This window comes from Pseudomonas yamanorum, assembly GCF_900105735.1.
GTDB lineage: Bacteria > Pseudomonadota > Gammaproteobacteria > Pseudomonadales > Pseudomonadaceae > Aquipseudomonas > Aquipseudomonas yamanorum.
The window spans coordinates 2,919,534-2,935,587 of the sequence record NZ_LT629793.1; the positions used below are offsets into that span (position 1 = coordinate 2,919,534).

The following is a 16,054-nucleotide window of genomic DNA, read 5'->3' on the forward strand; positions in this document are numbered from 1 at the left end:
GGACCGTCCCGCGCTGCGACAAAAGCGCGCACCCCCTCAAGACTTTAGTCGTATGACCGATAGGTCATGGACACCCCGCCCAAACCTCGCATGGATCGCGCTTCTCCCCAGGATCACAGCATGTCTCTTCGTAATATGAATATCGCGCCGCGGGCCTTCCTCGGCTTCGCGTTGATTGGCGCGCTGATGTTGTTTCTCGGCGTGTTCGCGTTGAACCAGATGAGCAAGATTCGCGCGGCGACGGAAGACATTACCCTCAGCAGCGTGCCGAGCATTCGCGCCCTGGACGAGTTCACCCAGCTGACCCTGCGCCTGCGGGTGCTGTCCTATCGCCTGCTGACCAACCGCGAGCCCGACGTCCAGCAAAAGACCCTCGAAGCGTTTGATGTGCGCAATCAACAGATTCGTACCGCGCAGGCGGTCTACGAGAAGCTGATCGACAGCAGCGAAGAGCGCGCCGCCTATGACGAGTACGTGCGTCTTTTGGGCCAGTACCACCAGATCGAAGAACGCATGAAGAGCCTGTCCCGGGCCAATCAGGTGGACGAACTGCGTACCCTGCTGAACACCGAGCTGCTGAACAACTCGGAACAGGTCAACGCCGTACTGAACCGCCTGCTGGACATCAATAACAAGATGGCCACCGCCACCAACCAGCAAGCCGCCGACCAATACGACATGGCCTTTGAGCTGGTGGTGATCCTGCTGATCCTGGCCACGGCGCTGACCATGCTGTTCGCCTGGTTGCTGACCCGCAGCATCACCCTGCCGATCGCCCAGGCCCTGGACGCCGCTGAGGAAATTGCCGAAGGCAACCTGACGCGCCCGATCAAGGTCGAAGGCAACGACGAAGCCGGCCGACTGCTGTTGGCGATGGCCAAGATGCAGGACAAGTTGAAGGACACCTTGCAGCGCATCGCCGGCTCGGCCACCCAGCTGGCTTCCGCGGCAGAAGAACTGAACGCCGTGACCGACGAAAGCGCCCGCGGCCTGACTCAGCAAAACAATGAAATCGAACAAGCCGCCACGGCCGTCAACGAGATGACCAGTGCGGTTGAAGAAGTGGCCCGCAACGCGGTCAGCACCTCCGAAGCTTCGAAAAACGCGACCTCCTCGGCCGGCGATGGCCGTGACCTGGTGCAGGAAACCGTCGGCGCCATCGAGCGCATGAGCAGTGACGTACAAGCCACTGCGACCCTGATCGGCAACCTGGCGGAAGAATCCCGGGACATCGGCAAGGTGCTGGACGTGATTCGTGGCCTGGCCGACCAGACCAACCTGCTGGCCCTGAACGCCGCGATTGAAGCGGCGCGCGCCGGTGAAGCCGGGCGTGGTTTTGCGGTAGTGGCGGATGAAGTGCGGGCCCTGGCCCATCGCACCCAGCAGTCCACCAGCGAGATCGAGCGGATGATCGGCAGCATCCAGGCCGGTACCGAGCATGCGGTGGATTCGATGCGTAACAGCACCGAGCGTGCGGAGTCGACGCTGAATATCGCCAAGGGTGCGGGGATGTCGCTGGATACCATCAACACCGCCATCGTCGAAATCAACGAACGCAACCTGGTGATCGCCAGCGCCGCTGAAGAGCAGGCTCAGGTGGCGCGGGAAGTGGATCGCAACCTGGTGAACATTCGTGACTTGTCGGTGCAGTCGGCAACCGGCGCCAGCCAGACCAGTGCGGCGAGCAGCGAGCTGTCGCGTTTGGCGGTGGATTTGAACGGGATGGTGGGGCGGTTTCGCCTCTAAATGTGGGAGCGGGCTTGCTCGCGAAAGCGGTGGATCAGCTGTGCATAAGGCGACTGACACACCGCATTCGCGAGCAAGCCCGCTCCCACATTGAATATGCGCCAGCCATTCAAAACCTTTTTGACAGCACAGCAATTCAACAGGTTAGAATCGCTGGCACGCAGACTGCATGGTCAGTTTGCGCCTCGTCTTTCCTGCTCATGGAGTACTGCCTTTGAATGCGACGACCATCAACAGCCTGTTCTTGATCGGCGCGTTGCTGGTAGGTGCGAGCATTCTGGTGAGTTCTCTTTCGTCCCGCCTGGGCATCCCGATCCTGGTGATCATCCTGGCCGTGGGCATGATCGCCGGCGTCGACGGCGGCGGCATCATCTTCGATAACTACCCGACTGCCTACCTCGTGGGCAACCTCGCCCTGGCCGTGATCCTGCTCGATGGCGGCTTGCGAACACGGGTGGCGAGTTTTCGCGTTGCGCTCTGGCCCGCGCTGTCCCTGGCGACGGTCGGGGTACTGATTACCACCGGCCTCACCGGCATGGCAGCCGCTTGGCTGTTCAACCTCAACATCATTCAAGGCCTGCTGATCGGCGCCATCGTCGGCTCCACGGACGCTGCGGCGGTGTTCTCGCTGCTGGGCGGCAAGGGCTTGAACGAACGGGTCACCGCCAGCCTGGAAATCGAATCCGGCAGCAACGACCCGATGGCGGTGTTCCTCACCGTCACCCTGATCGACATGCTTGCCAGCGGCCAGACCGGCCTGCACTGGAGCCTGCTGGGCCACCTGATCCGTGAGTTCGGCATCGGCGGCATCATCGGCCTGGGCGGCGGCTGGCTGATGCTGCAGATGGTCAACCGGATCAACCTGGCCAACGGCCTGTACCCGATCCTGGTAATTTCCGGCGGCCTGGTGGTGTTCGCCCTGACCAACGCCTTGCACGGCAGCGGCTTCCTCGCGGTGTACCTGTGCGGCCTGGTGATCGGCAATCGTCCGGTGCGCAGCCGCCATGGCATCTTGCATATGCTCGACGGCATGGCCTGGCTGGCACAGATCGGCATGTTTCTGGTGCTCGGCCTGCTGGTCACGCCCCATGATCTTCTGCCCATCGCGCTGCCGGCCCTGGGCCTGGCGCTGTGGATGATTCTCTTCGCACGGCCACTGTCGGTGATCGTCGGCCTGCTGCCGTTCAAGGCCTTCCACGGTCGAGAGAAAGCGTTTATCGCCTGGGTCGGCCTGCGCGGCGCGGTCCCGATCATTCTGGCGGTGTTCCCGCTGATGGCCGGCCTGCCCCACGCGCAGCTGTACTTCAACCTGGCGTTCTTCATCGTGCTGGTGTCGTTGCTGGTGCAAGGCACGAGCCTGCCCTGGGTAGCCAAACTGTTGAAAGTGACGGTACCGCCCGAGCCCGCGCCAATTTCCCGCGCCGCCCTGGAAGTGCACGTCACCAGCGAGTGGGAGCTGTTCGTCTACCGCCTGGGCGCCGAGAAATGGTGCATCGGCGCCGCTCTGCGGGAACTGAAAATGCCCGAAGGCACGCGGATCGCCGCGCTGTTTCGTGGCCAGCAACTGCTCCATCCGTCGGGTAGTACGGTGCTGGAAGTCGATGATTTGTTGTGTGTGATCGGCCATGAACACAACTTGCCGGCCCTCGGCAAACTGTTCAGCCAGGCACCACAACGGGGCCTCGACCTGCGCTTCTTCGGCGACTTCGTACTGGAAGGCGACGCCCAGCTGGGCGCGGTTTCGGCGCTGTACGGGCTCAAGCTCGAGGGCATCGACCCGGACATGCCACTGAGCCGCTTCATCACCCAGAAAGTCGGTGGTGCGCCGGTGGTCGGCGACCAGGTGGAATGGAACAACACCATCTGGACCGTTGCGGTCATGGACGGGAACAAGATCGGCAAAGTTGGCGTCAGATTCCCCGAAGGAAGTCGCCCGGGCCCCGGACTCTTCCTCTAAACTGCGGGGCGACGGCGCGCCAGTCGATGTCAGGACGCCCCCTATTTATCACCTTGCTCGACCGGTCTCTATGACAACCCTGCGCACTTTTCTCGCCACTGCCCTGCTGGGCCTGACTCTCTGCGTCGGCACCGTACACGCTGCCGATCCGCCCAGCATCGACTCCGTCCAGCAAACCCTGGACAAGCTGCCGGACCGCAAACTGCCCGACGCCGACATGAAGGCGCTGCAAACCATCCTGCAGCAGACCCTCACCTTCCTGGGCAACCAGCAGGACTATCAGCAGCGCCTGGTAGACCTCAAGCGCCAGCTGGAAGACGCCCCGCGCCAGACCGTCGAAAACCAGCGCGAACTGACCCGACTCAAGGCCACCAAGGTGAGTCCGGTCGCCCAGCGCTACGCCACCTTGCCTGTGCCGCAACTTGAACAACTGCTGGTGCAGCGCACCACCCAGCAAGGCGATCTGCAAAAGGAGCTGGCCGACGCCAACAGCCTGACCATTGCCGCCCAGACCCGTCCGGAACGCGCCCAGACTGAAATCAGCAGCAGCCAGACGCGTATCCAGCAGATCAACTCGACCCTCAAGGCCGGCAAAGACAACGGCAAGACTCTCAGCGGTGACCAGCGCAACCAGCTGAACGCCGAGTTGGCCGCCCTCAACGCACTGATTCCTTTGCGCCGCCAGGAACTGGCCGGCAACAGCCAACTGCAAGACCTGGGCAACAGCCAGCACGACCTCGTGCTGGAAAAAACCGGACGCCTGGAGCAGGAAATCCAGGACCTGCAAACCCTGATCAACCAGAAGCGCCTGGCCCAATCCCAGGAAACCGTGACCCAGCAGTCCATCGAAGCCCAGAAAGCCGGTGGCAGCAGCCTGCTTGCCACGGAAAGCGCGGCCAACCTGAAACTGTCCGACTACCTGCTCAAAAGTACCGACCGGCTCAATGAACTGACCCAGAAAAACCTGCAAACCAAGCAGCAACTGGACAGCGTGACCCAAAGCGACTCGGCGCTGGACGAGCAGATCAACGTGCTCAAGGGCAGCCTGTTGCTGTCCAAGATCCTCTACAAACAGAAGCAGGCCTTGCCGCGCCTGACCGTGGACCGCGACCTGGCGGACGACATCGCCAACATTCGCCTGTACCAGTTCGAGGTCAACCAACAACGCGAACTGATCAGCACCCCGAGCACCTATGTCGACAGTCTGCTGGCCACCCAGCCCGCCGACCAGGTCACACCCCAACTGCGCCGCACCCTGCTGGAACTGGCGATCACCCGCAGCGACCTGCTGGAGCGCCTGAGCCGGGAGCTGAGCGCGCTGCTCAACGAATCCATCACCCTGCAACTGAATCAGAAACAACTGCTGAGCACCGCCAGCACATTACGGGCGACCCTCGACGAGCAGATGTTCTGGATTCCCAGCAACAAGCCGCTGGACACCGAATGGCTGGAAACCGTACCGGCGCACCTGAGCAAACAGGTCACCACCTTGCCGTGGGCGTCCAGCGTCAGCGAGCTGTATGACGGCCTGACCCAGCGCCCGCTGCTGTTCCTGCCGTTGCTGTTGTTGATCGGCGCGCTGCTGTGGCGTCGCAGCTACCTGTATGCCCGGCTGAAAAAAATCCATATGGACATCGGCCACTTCAAGCGCGACAGCCAGTGGCACACGCCGGTGGCGATCCTGGTGAATATCGCCCTGGCGATGCCGGTGGCCCTTGGCCTGGCGCTGTGCGGCTATGCCTTGCAGATCGATGCCCGTGGGCAAAACGCCAACCTTGGCGCCGCCTTGCTGCAGATCGCCCAGGCATGGCTGGTGTTCTACACCGCCTATCGGATCCTCGCGCCCGGCGGCGTCGCCGAGCTGCACTTTCGCTGGGAAAAACCCCAGGTCGAATTCCTCCAGGGCTGGATCCGCAAGCTCGGGCTGGTGGTGCTGGCGTTGGTGGCCGTGGTGGCCATCGCCGAGCATCAACCGGCGGCGCTGGCGGACGACGTATTGGGCATCGGCGTGGTACTGACCTGCTACGCCTTGATGGCTTGGTTGCTCAGCCGCCTGCTGCTCAATAGCCCGACCCACGAAAAAGCCTCGCTGTTTCGCAAAGCCGTCGGCCTGATGTTTACCGCGCTACCGGTCGCACTGTTTATTGCCGTGTGCTTTGGTTACTACTACACCGCTCTCAAGCTCAGTGACCGGCTGATCAACACCCTTTACCTGCTGATGTTCTGGCTGGTAATCGAAGCCACCTTCGTCCGTGGCCTGGGGGTTGCTGCACGGCGCCTGGCCTATGCGCGGGCCTTGGCCAAACGCCAGGCCGCCAAGGAAGCGGGTGATGGTGAAGCGGTGATCGAAGAGCCGACCCTGGACATCGAACAGGTCAACGAACAGTCGATGCGACTGATTCGCCTGGCCCTACTCGGCGGCTTTATCGCCGCCCTGTATTGGGTGTGGTCTGACTTGATCTCGGTATTTTCCTACCTGGACAACGTTACCCTCTACGAATACACCAGCGGCACCGGCGCCAATATCAGCATGGTGCCCATCAGCATCGGCGACTTGCTGGGGGCGCTGATTATCATCGGCATCACCTTTGCCCTGGCGCGCAACCTGCCCGGGTTATTGGAAGTATTGGTGTTGTCGAAACTGGACCTGGCCCAGGGCAGCGCCTACGCCACCACCACCTTGCTGTCCTACGTGATTGCCGGTGTCGGCTTTGTTTCCACCCTGTCGACCCTCGGTGTGAGCTGGGACAAGTTGCAATGGCTGGTGGCTGCGCTGTCGGTGGGCTTGGGCTTCGGGATGCAGGAGATCTTCGCCAACTTCATCTCCGGCATCATGATCCTGTTTGAGCGCCCGGTACGGATCGGCGACACCATCACCATCGGCAACCTGTCTGGGACGGTGAGCAAGATCCGCATCCGCGCCACCACCATCACCGACTTCGACCGCAAGGACATCATTGTCCCGAACAAGACCTTCATCACCGGGCAACTGATCAACTGGTCGCTGACCGACACCATCACCCGGGTCACCCTGAAACTGGGCGTGGATTACGGCTCGGACCTGGACCTGGTGAAGGAACTGTTGCTCAAGGCCGCCTCCGAAAACCCGCGCGTCCTGAAAGACCCGGCGCCCCATGTGTACTTCCTCAACTTCGGTGAAAGTACCCTCGACCACGAACTGCGCATGCATGTGCGGGATCTGGGCGACCGTAACCCGGTGATCGATGAGGTCAACCGCTTCATCAACCGCGAGTTCAAGAACCACCACATCAACATCTCGTTCCGGCAGATGGAGGTTTACCTGAAAAACCTGCATGGCCAGGAATACAAGCTGGTACCGGTGGAAGAAGAAAACCGGACCATCCTGCCGCCCGCCCAGGACCAGGACCTGCCCGAGCCGCCGCCCGCCAAACTCGACTAAACGCGCTATCCCCAGCAGAATGGTCGGACATTCTGCTGGGAGATGGCCGTTGAAAGCCCTCGACGAACTGACCTTCGACAACCGCTTCGCCCGCCTGGGCGACGGCTTCTCAACCCATGTGCTGCCCGAACCCATCGACGAACCGCGTTTAGTGGTAGCGAGTGAAGCGGCCATGGCGCTGCTGGATCTCGACCCTGCCGTGGCCGAAACACCGGTATTTGCCGAGCTGTTCGGCGGGCACAAGCTGTGGGCCGAGGCCGAGCCGCGAGCGATGATCTATTCCGGGCATCAGTTTGGCTCGTACAACCCGCAGTTGGGTGACGGGCGCGGACTGCTGCTGGGCGAGGTTTACAACGAAGCGGGCGAGCATTGGGACCTGCACCTCAAGGGCGCCGGGCAAACCCCGTACTCGCGCATGGGCGATGGTCGTGCGGTGTTGCGCTCGTCGATCCGGGAGTTTCTGGCGTCGGAAGCACTGCATGCGCTGGGCATTCCAAGCAGTCGTGCACTGTGTGTGATCGGTTCCACCACACCGGTGTGGCGCGAGAAACAGGAGCGCGCCGCCATGGTGCTGCGCCTGGCCCACAGCCACGTGCGCTTTGGGCATTTCGAATATTTCTACTACACCAAGAAGCCTGAATTGCAGAAGCAATTGGCGGAGCACGTGTTGTCCCTGCACTTCCCGGAATGCATGGAACAGCCGGAGCCGTATTTGGCGATGTTCCGTGAAATCGTCGAACGTAATGCGGAGCTGATCGCCAAGTGGCAGGCCTATGGGTTCTGCCACGGAGTGATGAACACCGACAACATGTCGATCCTCGGCATCACCTTCGACTTCGGGCCGTTTGCGTTCCTGGATGATTTTGACGCGCAGTTCATCTGCAACCACTCGGATCATGAAGGGCGCTATTCCTTCAGCAACCAGGTGCCGATCGGGCAGTGGAACCTGAGCGCACTGGCCCAGGCGTTGACGCCGTTTATCAGCGTCGAGGCGCTGCGGGAAACGCTGGGGCTGTATCTGCCGTTGTTCCAGGCCCACTACCTGGACCTGATGCGCCGCCGGTTGGGCCTCACCACCGCCGAAGATGACGATCAAAAACTGGTGGAGCGCCTGCTGCAACTGATGCAGAACAGCGGCGTCGACTACACCCTGTTCTTCCGCCGGCTGGGGGATGAATCAGCCACGTTGGCCGTGGCGCGGTTGCGCGACGACTTTGTCGACCTCAAGGGGTTTGATGAATGGGCGGACCTGTACAAAGCCCGTGTGGAGCGTGACGCCAGCGGCACAGAAGAACAGCGACGTGAGCGGATGCATGGGGTGAATCCGCTTTATATCCTGCGCAACTACCTGGCGCAGAACGCCATCCAGGCGGCAGAGCTGGGGGATTACAGCGAAGCGCGCCGGCTGCATGAAGTGCTGACCAAACCGTTTGAAGAGCAGCCGGGGATGGAGCAATACGCCCAGCGGCCGCCGGATTGGGGAAAGCATTTGGAGATTAGTTGTTCTTCATAGCGCGACCTAGATAAAGGTTTCCACTGAAACCCCAAAGCGCTCCGCCAGCCAACGAATCTGCCGCAGGTTGAGCTGGCGTTTGCCACTAAGTACTTCAGAGACAACCGACTGCGCACCAACGCCCGGGAGATCACTTTGGGTCAAGCCATGCTCTCGCATCATTGAACGTAGCACTTCAACGCCACTGGCAACGGGCATCGGCCGGTGCTCGAGATCGTAGGCCTCGATCCAGTCACTGAGGATGTCCACTAGGCTCATGAGCGGGCTGGATTCATCTTCGCCTATCAGGTCGAGCAATTCGTCGAGGGCGCTGACCAAGGTATCGTAGTCCGCCTCGTTTCTTGGCTTGCGCAGCAATGGCGAAACAAATTGCCAGTGTTCGGCAGCCTGCCTGATGAGTGCGCTCATCTGATTTTCTCCTTCCATTTACCTTGCTCATATTCACGGTGATCGAACAGGTACTTGATATAAATTCGTTGTACTTGGTAATGAACGAAGGCAATCAACCTCAGCTTATTGCCCCCGATGTCAAACACATGGAACTGCCCGACTTTGTCTGTTGCAGGGAACATTCCTTTCATCGACGCAAAGTCGGCGGGACTGTTGCGTTTCATTCTGCGATACCACTCATCCAGTGCTGTGGCTGAATGCGGCCATCTTTCTTTCGCTTCCCATATCCTTTTTTCGCTGATCACTCGCATGCAACATCCTTATCGCATCTTGCTATGAAGGTTAGTCTTGCCGAAAAAATATCGCAATATGCGATATTCTTTGGCGGACCAGTGGCGCAATTCCAAGCGCTCTTCAACAGCCTAGATACGCCGCGATAGAAGTCACCACCAAAAATGTGAACGCGTACGTCACTAGCGTCGAACCTTGATAAACACCCTTCCCGGCTCCAAATAGAACCCATTGGCCACTTTCACGGAGCCCAGCATGTCCGACTCTCTAGTAATTCCCTGCCCCCACTGCAACGGTCTTAACCGCATCCCCAATGAACGCCTCGGCGATGCGCCTAAATGCGGGCGCTGCAAGCAACCGGTGCTGCTGAGCAAACCCTTTGAGCTGAAACAGGGCGACTACGCCAGCCAGATCAAGGGCGACCTGCCGTTGCTGGTGGATGTGTGGGCCGAATGGTGTGGGCCGTGCAAGTCGTTTGCGCCGGTGTTTGAGCAGGCCGCCGGGCAGTTGGCCGGGAAGTGCCGATTGGCCAAGCTCGATAGCGAGGCCAATCAGCAGTTATCCGCTCAGTTAGGGATTCGCTCGATTCCCAGCCTGATCCTGTTCAAGAGTGGCCGGGAAGTGGCGCGTCAGAGCGGAGCTTTTCCGTTGCCGCAGTTGATGAGCTGGCTGCGCAGTCAGGGCGTTTGAGGTAACGGGACACCCCGGTCCATCACTTGCCCCATTAGCAATACGCCCAATTCGCTCAATTGATGAATGGCCAACGCGACATCGCGCTGCTTGCCGGTGAGGTCGTCGGAAAGGTCGAGCAAGAGGGTGGTGACTGAGGAGAAGGTTTCGTAGGAGTTGAGGATCAGGGTTTCGGTGGCTTGGCCTGGGCTGACTGTGAAAAGGTACGACGGAGGATTTGGAGTAGCTTTAAACATGGTCGACATTCCTGATTGGAGCCGCCATCTGATCGCTACTAAACGAATTAGAGTGGCAGCTGTACGCAGGTTAGTAGACCGGGAAATGTCGAAGCCGGCGCGCCCGAAGACGCCCTACGCACAGCTACCATCAAGCACAGACTCAGCGCCTGAAAGATGAAGCTTATGCACTTAACGACAAACACTCGGGCTACTAAACCCGATCACTGAGAAATCAGCGACCGAGCAACCTTAGAGACGCCCATCCAGACGCACAAGCCGGCGGATTCTGGCGTAACTGTAGGCAACGGCGCAAGACGACGATTTCCCTGTAGGAACAGAGACCAATGTGGGAGCTGGCTTGCCTGCGATAGCATCACCTCGGTGTAACTGACAAACCGAGTTGACTGCATCGCGGGCAAGCCCGGCTCCCACACAAGCAGGCTCCCACATGGGTGATGTGTTGCCTGCTGGATCACGCGTTTTCCAGCAAGTTATGCAGCTCCACAAATTGCTGTGTCAGCTTGTGCCGTGGGTCCAGGTGGATCAGCGGCATGTTCGCCTGGTGCGATTCACGCATGCGCACCGAGCTGGTCAGGTATACCGGCAGCACCGGCAAGCCTTCGGCAATCAATTCATCCAGCATCTGCTGCGGCAGGCTCGCCCGGGCCTGGAACTGGTTGACCACGATCCCTTCCACTTCCAGCCCTTCGTTGTGGTCTTCCTTCAATTCTTCAATCTCTGCCAGCAGGCCATACAGTGCCTGGCGGGAGAAACTGTCACAATCGAAGGGGATCAGCACACGATCAGCGGCAATCAGCGCTGAAACAGCATAGAAGTTCAGCGCCGGCGGCGTATCCAGGTAGATCCGGTCGTAGTCCTCGCTCAATTCATCCAGCAGCTTTCGCAGCTTGTTGATCTTGTGCTTGGCTTCGAGCTTGGGCTGCAAGTCCGCCAGTTCCGCGGTAGCGGTGATGACGTGCAGGTTGTCGAACGGGGTTTCGTAGATATCCACCTGGTTCTTCTTCGAAAACGGCCCGGAAGACAGGGTTTGCTTGAAGAAATCGGCGATTCCCATAGGGATATCGTCGCCGGTCAACCCGGTGAGGTACTGGGTTGAATTGGCCTGGGCATCGAGGTCCACCAACAGGGTTCGATAGCCTTCGCTGGCGCTGACCGCCGCCAGGTTGCAGGCAATGCTGGACTTGCCAACACCGCCTTTTTGGTTGAACACCACGCGCCGCATGGAAAAACCTCCGTGTATCAATGAATGACCGAGTGTAGAGGGCAAAAGCGCCGGTTTGCTACCTCGTTCGCTTCTGTACTACAGCATCAGAGGCTCTATCTCGCACAACAATTTCCCACCAACCTGACAAAGTAGGAAATACCTGACACCCGGTGCCCCACTCCCACGAAGGACAATCAGTAATTCATTTCAACGATTTTGTAATCAGTCGTGAACAATTCTTTACCAAAGTTTGCTAGAACCCCGCAGCACCGGGATAATGCGCGCCATTCGGCGATTGCACCCTGTCCCGGTATTCGGGGCCAATGGCCGCACAAGGAAGCCCGCAGGGGCGGGATAACTTCTCAGTGATCAATTTCAACATCGCCCAATGGCGTGCCTGGGCTCCCGGGCTCGAAAGCGCGGACGACTGGCGTGCATGGTGCCAGCAGCCAACAGTGCCCGCCCGCAGCGACGTGGCTCCCGACGTATCGTTCCTGCCGGCCATGCAGCGCCGACGCCTGAGCCGCCTGGCGCGCATGGCCTTCAGCGTGGGCTGGCCACTGGCCGAAGGTCTGCAACAACTTCCGCTGGTGTTTGTCTCCCGTCACGGCGAAACCCCGCGCACCCTCGATATTCTCAGCGACCTGGCCAACGACGAGCCGCTGTCTCCGACCCAGTTCAGCCTGTCGGTGCATAACGCGGTGATTGGCCTGTGGTCGATCCTGCGCAATGAAACCAGTGAAATGACTGCCCTCGCCGCCGCCGGCGACGGCCTGGAACACGGCATGCTCGAAGCCGCCGCCCTTTTGAATGAAGGCGCACCGGCTGTATTGCTGATCATTACCGAAGAACAACCGCCCGAAGCCTATGCTCGCTGGATCGACGACGTGCCCTTCCCCTACGCCCTCGGCCTGCTGCTGACACCGGGCGACGAGTGGCAACTGGAACTGAATACAGCCGCTGTCCAACCCACCACCAAAGCCCAGTGGCCCCATGCCCTGAACCTGCTGCGCACCCTGCTGAACGAAGAGGGCGCCTGCCAACATGCCTGGAAGAACCGAGTATGGAACTGGCAACGCAAGCCCTGACCGAAAAGCCTCGGAAGGCCTACTACTGGCGCCTGTTCGCCACTGCCGCTGCCTTCGCCCTGTTTGGCCTCGGCGGCCTGTGCCTGCGCGTGCTGGTATTTCCGCTGCTCAGTTGCCTGCCGGGTAACGCCAAACAGCATCAACGACGTGCGCGCCACACCATCAGCTGCCTGTTCTGGCTGTTTATTCGCATGATGTATCGCCTGGGCATCCTGACCTACAGCGTCGAAGGCGCAGAAAAGCTCGGCCGCCCGGGCCAGATGATCATCGCTAACCACCCATCTCTGGTGGACGTGGTGTTCCTGATCGCCCAGATGCGCCAGACCAACTGCGTGGTCAAGCAGAGCCTGTGGCAGAACCCGTTTACTCGCGGGCCGGTGCGCGACGCAGGCTACATCAGCAACGATGGCAGCGCCGACATGCTCGATGCCGCTGCCGATGCCCTGCGAGACGGCCAGACCCTGATCATTTTCCCGGAAGGCACCCGCACCTCACCGGGCCAGGCACCGACCTTTCATCGCGGCGCCGCCGCCATTGCCCTGCGCGGTGCGAGCATCATTACGCCGGTGGTGATCAAGGTCAGCCCCACCACCCTGACCAAGGCCGAACCCTGGTATCGCATCCCGAATCGTCGCTTTCACTTCAGTTTGCGCGTGGGTGCCGATATAGAACCACAGGCGTTTGCCGCACAAGGGCCCGCGCCCCAGGCTTCACGCAAGCTCAACGATTACCTGCACCAGTATTTTATTAAGGAGCTCGCCGAAGATGAGCAACCCACACAGCCTTGAGCACGACATAAAAACGCTGATCATCGAGGCCCTGGGCCTGGAAGACATCAGCGAGAGCGACATCGGCAACGAGCAAACCCTGTTCGGCGAAGGCCTTGGCCTGGATTCAGTCGACGCCCTGGAATTGGGCCTGGCGATCCAGAAAAAGTACGGCATCAAGATCGATGCCGACGCCAAGGACACCCGTAATCACTTCACCAACGTGGCCAGCCTCGCGGCGTTCGTCACGGCCCGACAGGCAGCTTGAGACCGTACCATGCAAACTCGTGACGATATTTTCAACACCTTGCGCGACGCCTTGGTGGAACTGTTTGAACTGGAACCTGAACGCGTCACGCTCGACGCCAACCTGTACCAGGACCTGGAAATCGACAGCATTGATGCGGTGGACTTGATCGATCACATCAAGCGCCAGACCGGCAAGAAAATCGCTGCCGAAGAGTTCAAGGCCGTGCGCACCGTGAACGACGTGGTCGAGGCGGTCTACCGTCTGGTTCAACCGGCCGCATGAGCCGGCTGATCGGCCTTGGCCTGTTGCTGGCGGGGCTGCTGTACCCTTTTGCGGTGTATTACGGCACGGAGCATTTTGCCCCCTGGCAATTTGGCCTGCTGCTGGGCAGCCTGTGGCTGTTGCGCGCCCTGACCGGCGCCAGGCGCCCGGGCAGCCGCTGGATGGCGGCGGCGATCATCGTCTTTTGCCTGTTGCTCGCCTGGTTCGACAACCCGCAGATGCTGCGCTGGTACCCGAGCCTGGTCAGCGCGTTCATGCTGGCGCTGTTCGGCCTGAGCCTGAAATACGGGCCGCCGGTGGTCGAGCGCCTGGCCCGCATGACCGAGCCGCAACTGCCCGAAAAAGCGATTGTGTATACCCGCCAGGTCACCGTGGTGTGGAGTGTGTTTTTTCTGTGTAACGGCCTGCTCGCCGCCGCCCTCACCCTGTGGGCGCCGTTGAGCTGGTGGACGTTGTACAACGGCATGATCGCCTACGGGCTGATGGGGCTGTTGTTTGCCGTGGAATGGCTGGTACGACAAAGGGTTCGAGGCCGCGTATGAATTGGTTGAATCTTGAGCACTTGCTGCTTGAGCCTGTAGAGCAGCGTTGGGTGACCACCGAACCTGCCCTGGATCACCCACAGCTGTGGGAGAAGTCCCTGAGCCTGGCCGCCGGGTTGCAAGCCCGGGGCATCCAGCGCCTGGCGGTGCACCTTGAGGATGCCGGCGTGCTGGCGATCGCCCTGCTGGGTGCGTGGCGTGCAGGCGTCAGCGTGTTGTTACCCGCTGACCTGCAACCACAAACGCGCCAACGCTGGGACGATGCCGTCGACGCCTGGCTGACCGAAGCCGGCGACCTGGATGCGCTGTATCAAGCGCCATTAAGCGCCGCGGCCCTGGACTTGGACACCAACTGCCTGAGCCTGTGCACCTCCGGCTCCAGCGGCGAGCCCAAGCGCATCGACAAAACCCTGCGGCAGATGGCCAACGAGGTCCAGGCGCTGGAAACCCTGTGGGGCGCCGACCTGGGCGAGGCGTGCATCATCGGCAGCGTCGCCACCCAGCATATTTATGGCTTGTTGTTCCGGGTGCTGTGGCCGTTGTGTGCCGGGCGCACCTTTGTGCGCCAGCAGTTGGCATTCCCCGAAGACTTGCAGCGCGCCAGCCGTGAGCATTCGCAGTTCGCCTGGGTCGCCAGCCCGGCGTTGCTCAAGCGCATGGGCGACAACCTCGACTGGCCAGCGCTCACGCCGGTCAAACGGGTGTTCTCCTCCGGCGGCGCCCTGCCCCTTGAAGCCGCCAGCAGCCTGCATCAGCGCCTGCAACAGCGGCCGACGGAAATCCTTGGCAGCTCGGAAACTGGTGGCATCGCCTGGCGCCAGGGCGAACAACCGTGGCAGCCGTTTGCCGACGTGCACCTGAGCCAGGACGCCGACGGAGCGCTGCGCATCGCCTCGCCGTACTTGCCCGCCGGCCATGTCGAACAGACCGCCGACGCCGCCAACATCCACGCTGACGGCCGCTTCGAATTGCTGGGCCGGCTGGACCGCATCGTCAAACTGGAAGAAAAACGCATCTCCCTGCCGATGCTCGAACAAGCGCTGATGAACCATGCCTGGGTTGCCGAAACGCGCCTCGGCGTGGTGCAGGAAAACCGCGCCTCCCTCGGCGCCCTCGTGGTGCTCAGTGCTGAAGGTTTGCACGCCCTTCGTAACCAGGGCCGGCGCACCGTCACCCAAACCCTGCGCCAGCACTTGAGCCAACACTGCGAAGCCCTGGCCCTGCCCCGCCGCTGGCGCCTGCTGCGCCAATTGCCGCTGAACACCCAAGGCAAACTGCCCCAGGCCGACGTCGAAGCCCTGTTGCTGGCGCCCCGGCCGAAAGCGCCGGAAGTGTTGGGACAAGTCGAAACCAACGGAGAATGGACCCTGCAACTGGCGATCCCGCCGGACCTCGCCTACTTCAACGGCCACTTCCCGCAAACCCCGGTGCTGCCGGGTGTGGTGCAAGTGGATTGGGCGCTGAACCTGGGCCAGCAACTGCTCAACCTGCCGGGGCAGTTCGCCGGGATGGAAGTGCTGAAGTTCCAGCAACTGGTGCGCCCGGATGACCGGATCGAACTGCACCTGCGGTTCGACCAGGAGCGCGGCAAGCTGTACTTCGCCTACCGCAATGAGGCGGCGGCCTGCTCCAGTGGGCGCATTCTTTTGGAGCTGGCGAGTGAATAAGCTTCTG

14 protein-coding genes and 2 pseudogenes are annotated in these 16,054 nt (G+C 60.9%); 12 read left to right on the plus strand and 4 right to left on the minus strand.

All coding sequences use genetic code 11. The features are described from left to right. Positions 1 to 186 precede the first annotated feature (186 nt). From BLU46_RS33530 to selO, 5 genes and pseudogenes are all read left to right on the plus strand, one after another. Positions 187 to 840, plus strand: a pseudogene (locus tag BLU46_RS33530) (MCP four helix bundle domain-containing protein); the annotation flags it as partial. 306 nt (positions 841 to 1,146) lie between these two features. After that, positions 1,147 to 1,746: pseudogene (locus BLU46_RS33535) on the plus strand (methyl-accepting chemotaxis protein); the annotation flags it as partial. Between the two features lie 214 nt (positions 1,747 to 1,960). After that, the gene (locus BLU46_RS13850) at positions 1,961 to 3,703 is read left to right on the plus strand and encodes a potassium/proton antiporter (RefSeq protein ID WP_008439183.1); all 1,743 of its coding nucleotides are present in this window, start codon (positions 1,961 to 1,963) and stop codon (positions 3,701 to 3,703) included. A 70-nt stretch (positions 3,704 to 3,773) separates the two neighbouring features. Continuing rightward, positions 3,774 to 7,124, plus strand: coding sequence for a mechanosensitive channel MscK (mscK, locus tag BLU46_RS13855; RefSeq protein ID WP_093202497.1), 3,351 nt, complete (start codon positions 3,774 to 3,776; stop codon positions 7,122 to 7,124). 49 nt (positions 7,125 to 7,173) lie between these two features. Next, positions 7,174 to 8,637: a protein adenylyltransferase SelO gene (gene selO, locus BLU46_RS13860; RefSeq protein ID WP_063033442.1), complete on the plus strand. Its 1,464-nt coding sequence runs from the start codon at positions 7,174 to 7,176 to the stop codon at positions 8,635 to 8,637. Positions 8,638 to 8,643: 6 nt separating this feature from the next. Here selO and BLU46_RS13865 read toward each other — a convergent pair whose 3' ends face one another. Both BLU46_RS13865 and BLU46_RS13870 read right to left on the minus strand, forming a co-directional pair. Continuing rightward, positions 8,644 to 9,045: a helix-turn-helix domain-containing protein gene (locus BLU46_RS13865; protein ID WP_008439186.1), complete on the minus strand. Its 402-nt coding sequence runs from the start codon at positions 9,043 to 9,045 to the stop codon at positions 8,644 to 8,646. Next, positions 9,042 to 9,338, minus strand: a complete 297-nt coding sequence (locus tag BLU46_RS13870) for a type II toxin-antitoxin system HigB family toxin (RefSeq protein ID WP_093202502.1) — start codon at positions 9,336 to 9,338, stop codon at positions 9,042 to 9,044. Before BLU46_RS13870 ends, BLU46_RS13865 begins: the two co-directional genes overlap by 4 nt. Positions 9,339 to 9,573: 235 nt before the next feature. On the opposite strand from BLU46_RS13870, the gene trxC reads away from it, so the two are divergent. Next, positions 9,574 to 10,008 carry a thioredoxin TrxC gene (gene trxC, locus BLU46_RS13875; RefSeq protein WP_093202507.1) on the plus strand — a complete coding sequence of 145 codons (435 nt, stop codon included), beginning with the start codon at positions 9,574 to 9,576 and terminating at the stop codon, positions 10,006 to 10,008. On the opposite strand, the gene BLU46_RS13880 is transcribed toward trxC, so the two are convergent. Continuing rightward, entirely contained in the window at positions 9,996 to 10,244 is a 249-nt protein-coding gene (locus BLU46_RS13880) for a DUF6124 family protein (RefSeq protein ID WP_063033446.1), read from the minus strand. The genes trxC and BLU46_RS13880 overlap by 13 nt on opposite strands. A gap of 454 nt (positions 10,245 to 10,698) precedes the next feature. Continuing rightward, positions 10,699 to 11,469: a ParA family protein gene (locus tag BLU46_RS13885; protein WP_003209397.1), complete on the minus strand. Its 771-nt coding sequence runs from the start codon at positions 11,467 to 11,469 to the stop codon at positions 10,699 to 10,701. A gap of 347 nt (positions 11,470 to 11,816) precedes the next feature. Between BLU46_RS13885 and BLU46_RS13890 the strand changes: the two genes are divergently transcribed. From BLU46_RS13890 to BLU46_RS13915, 6 genes are read left to right on the plus strand one after another with little or no spacing between them, the layout of a single operon-like run. Next, complete coding sequence (locus BLU46_RS13890) at positions 11,817 to 12,539, plus strand: beta-ketoacyl synthase chain length factor (RefSeq protein WP_093202512.1); 723 nt, start codon at positions 11,817 to 11,819, stop codon at positions 12,537 to 12,539. Next, positions 12,515 to 13,327: a lysophospholipid acyltransferase family protein gene (locus tag BLU46_RS13895; protein WP_093202517.1), complete on the plus strand. Its 813-nt coding sequence runs from the start codon at positions 12,515 to 12,517 to the stop codon at positions 13,325 to 13,327. The genes BLU46_RS13890 and BLU46_RS13895 overlap by 25 nt, the downstream gene beginning before the upstream one ends. Then, positions 13,305 to 13,574: a phosphopantetheine-binding protein gene (locus tag BLU46_RS13900; protein ID WP_003209392.1), complete on the plus strand. Its 270-nt coding sequence runs from the start codon at positions 13,305 to 13,307 to the stop codon at positions 13,572 to 13,574. The genes BLU46_RS13895 and BLU46_RS13900 overlap by 23 nt, the downstream gene beginning before the upstream one ends. Positions 13,575 to 13,583: 9 nt before the next feature. After that, positions 13,584 to 13,838: an acyl carrier protein gene (locus tag BLU46_RS13905; protein WP_003209389.1), complete on the plus strand. Its 255-nt coding sequence runs from the start codon at positions 13,584 to 13,586 to the stop codon at positions 13,836 to 13,838. Beyond that, complete coding sequence (locus tag BLU46_RS13910; protein WP_093202521.1) at positions 13,835 to 14,380, plus strand: COG4648 family protein; 546 nt, start codon at positions 13,835 to 13,837, stop codon at positions 14,378 to 14,380. The genes BLU46_RS13905 and BLU46_RS13910 overlap by 4 nt, the downstream gene beginning before the upstream one ends. Then, the gene (locus tag BLU46_RS13915; RefSeq protein WP_093202526.1) at positions 14,377 to 16,047 is read left to right on the plus strand and encodes an acyl-CoA synthetase family protein; all 1,671 of its coding nucleotides are present in this window, start codon (positions 14,377 to 14,379) and stop codon (positions 16,045 to 16,047) included. Before BLU46_RS13910 ends, BLU46_RS13915 begins: the two co-directional genes overlap by 4 nt. Positions 16,048 to 16,054 lie beyond the last annotated feature (7 nt).

What these genes read in the sequence shown, in the direction of transcription:
- mscK (WP_093202497.1), top strand. Translation starts at nt 3,774, where the DNA reads ATGACAACCCTGCGCACTTTTCTCGCCACTGCCCTGCTGGGCCTGACT.
- BLU46_RS13865 (WP_008439186.1), bottom strand. Translation starts at nt 9,045, where the DNA reads ATGAGCGCACTCATCAGGCAGGCTGCCGAACACTGGCAATTTGTTTCG.
- BLU46_RS13870 (WP_093202502.1), bottom strand. Translation starts at nt 9,338, where the DNA reads ATGCGAGTGATCAGCGAAAAAAGGATATGGGAAGCGAAAGAAAGATGG.
- trxC (WP_093202507.1), top strand. Translation starts at nt 9,574, where the DNA reads ATGTCCGACTCTCTAGTAATTCCCTGCCCCCACTGCAACGGTCTTAAC.
- BLU46_RS13880 (WP_063033446.1), bottom strand. Translation starts at nt 10,244, where the DNA reads ATGTTTAAAGCTACTCCAAATCCTCCGTCGTACCTTTTCACAGTCAGC.
- BLU46_RS13885 (WP_003209397.1), bottom strand. Translation starts at nt 11,469, where the DNA reads ATGCGGCGCGTGGTGTTCAACCAAAAAGGCGGTGTTGGCAAGTCCAGC.
- BLU46_RS13895 (WP_093202517.1), top strand. Translation starts at nt 12,515, where the DNA reads ATGGAACTGGCAACGCAAGCCCTGACCGAAAAGCCTCGGAAGGCCTAC.
- BLU46_RS13900 (WP_003209392.1), top strand. Translation starts at nt 13,305, where the DNA reads ATGAGCAACCCACACAGCCTTGAGCACGACATAAAAACGCTGATCATC.
- BLU46_RS13905 (WP_003209389.1), top strand. Translation starts at nt 13,584, where the DNA reads ATGCAAACTCGTGACGATATTTTCAACACCTTGCGCGACGCCTTGGTG.
- BLU46_RS13910 (WP_093202521.1), top strand. Translation starts at nt 13,835, where the DNA reads ATGAGCCGGCTGATCGGCCTTGGCCTGTTGCTGGCGGGGCTGCTGTAC.
- BLU46_RS13915 (WP_093202526.1), top strand. Translation starts at nt 14,377, where the DNA reads ATGAATTGGTTGAATCTTGAGCACTTGCTGCTTGAGCCTGTAGAGCAG.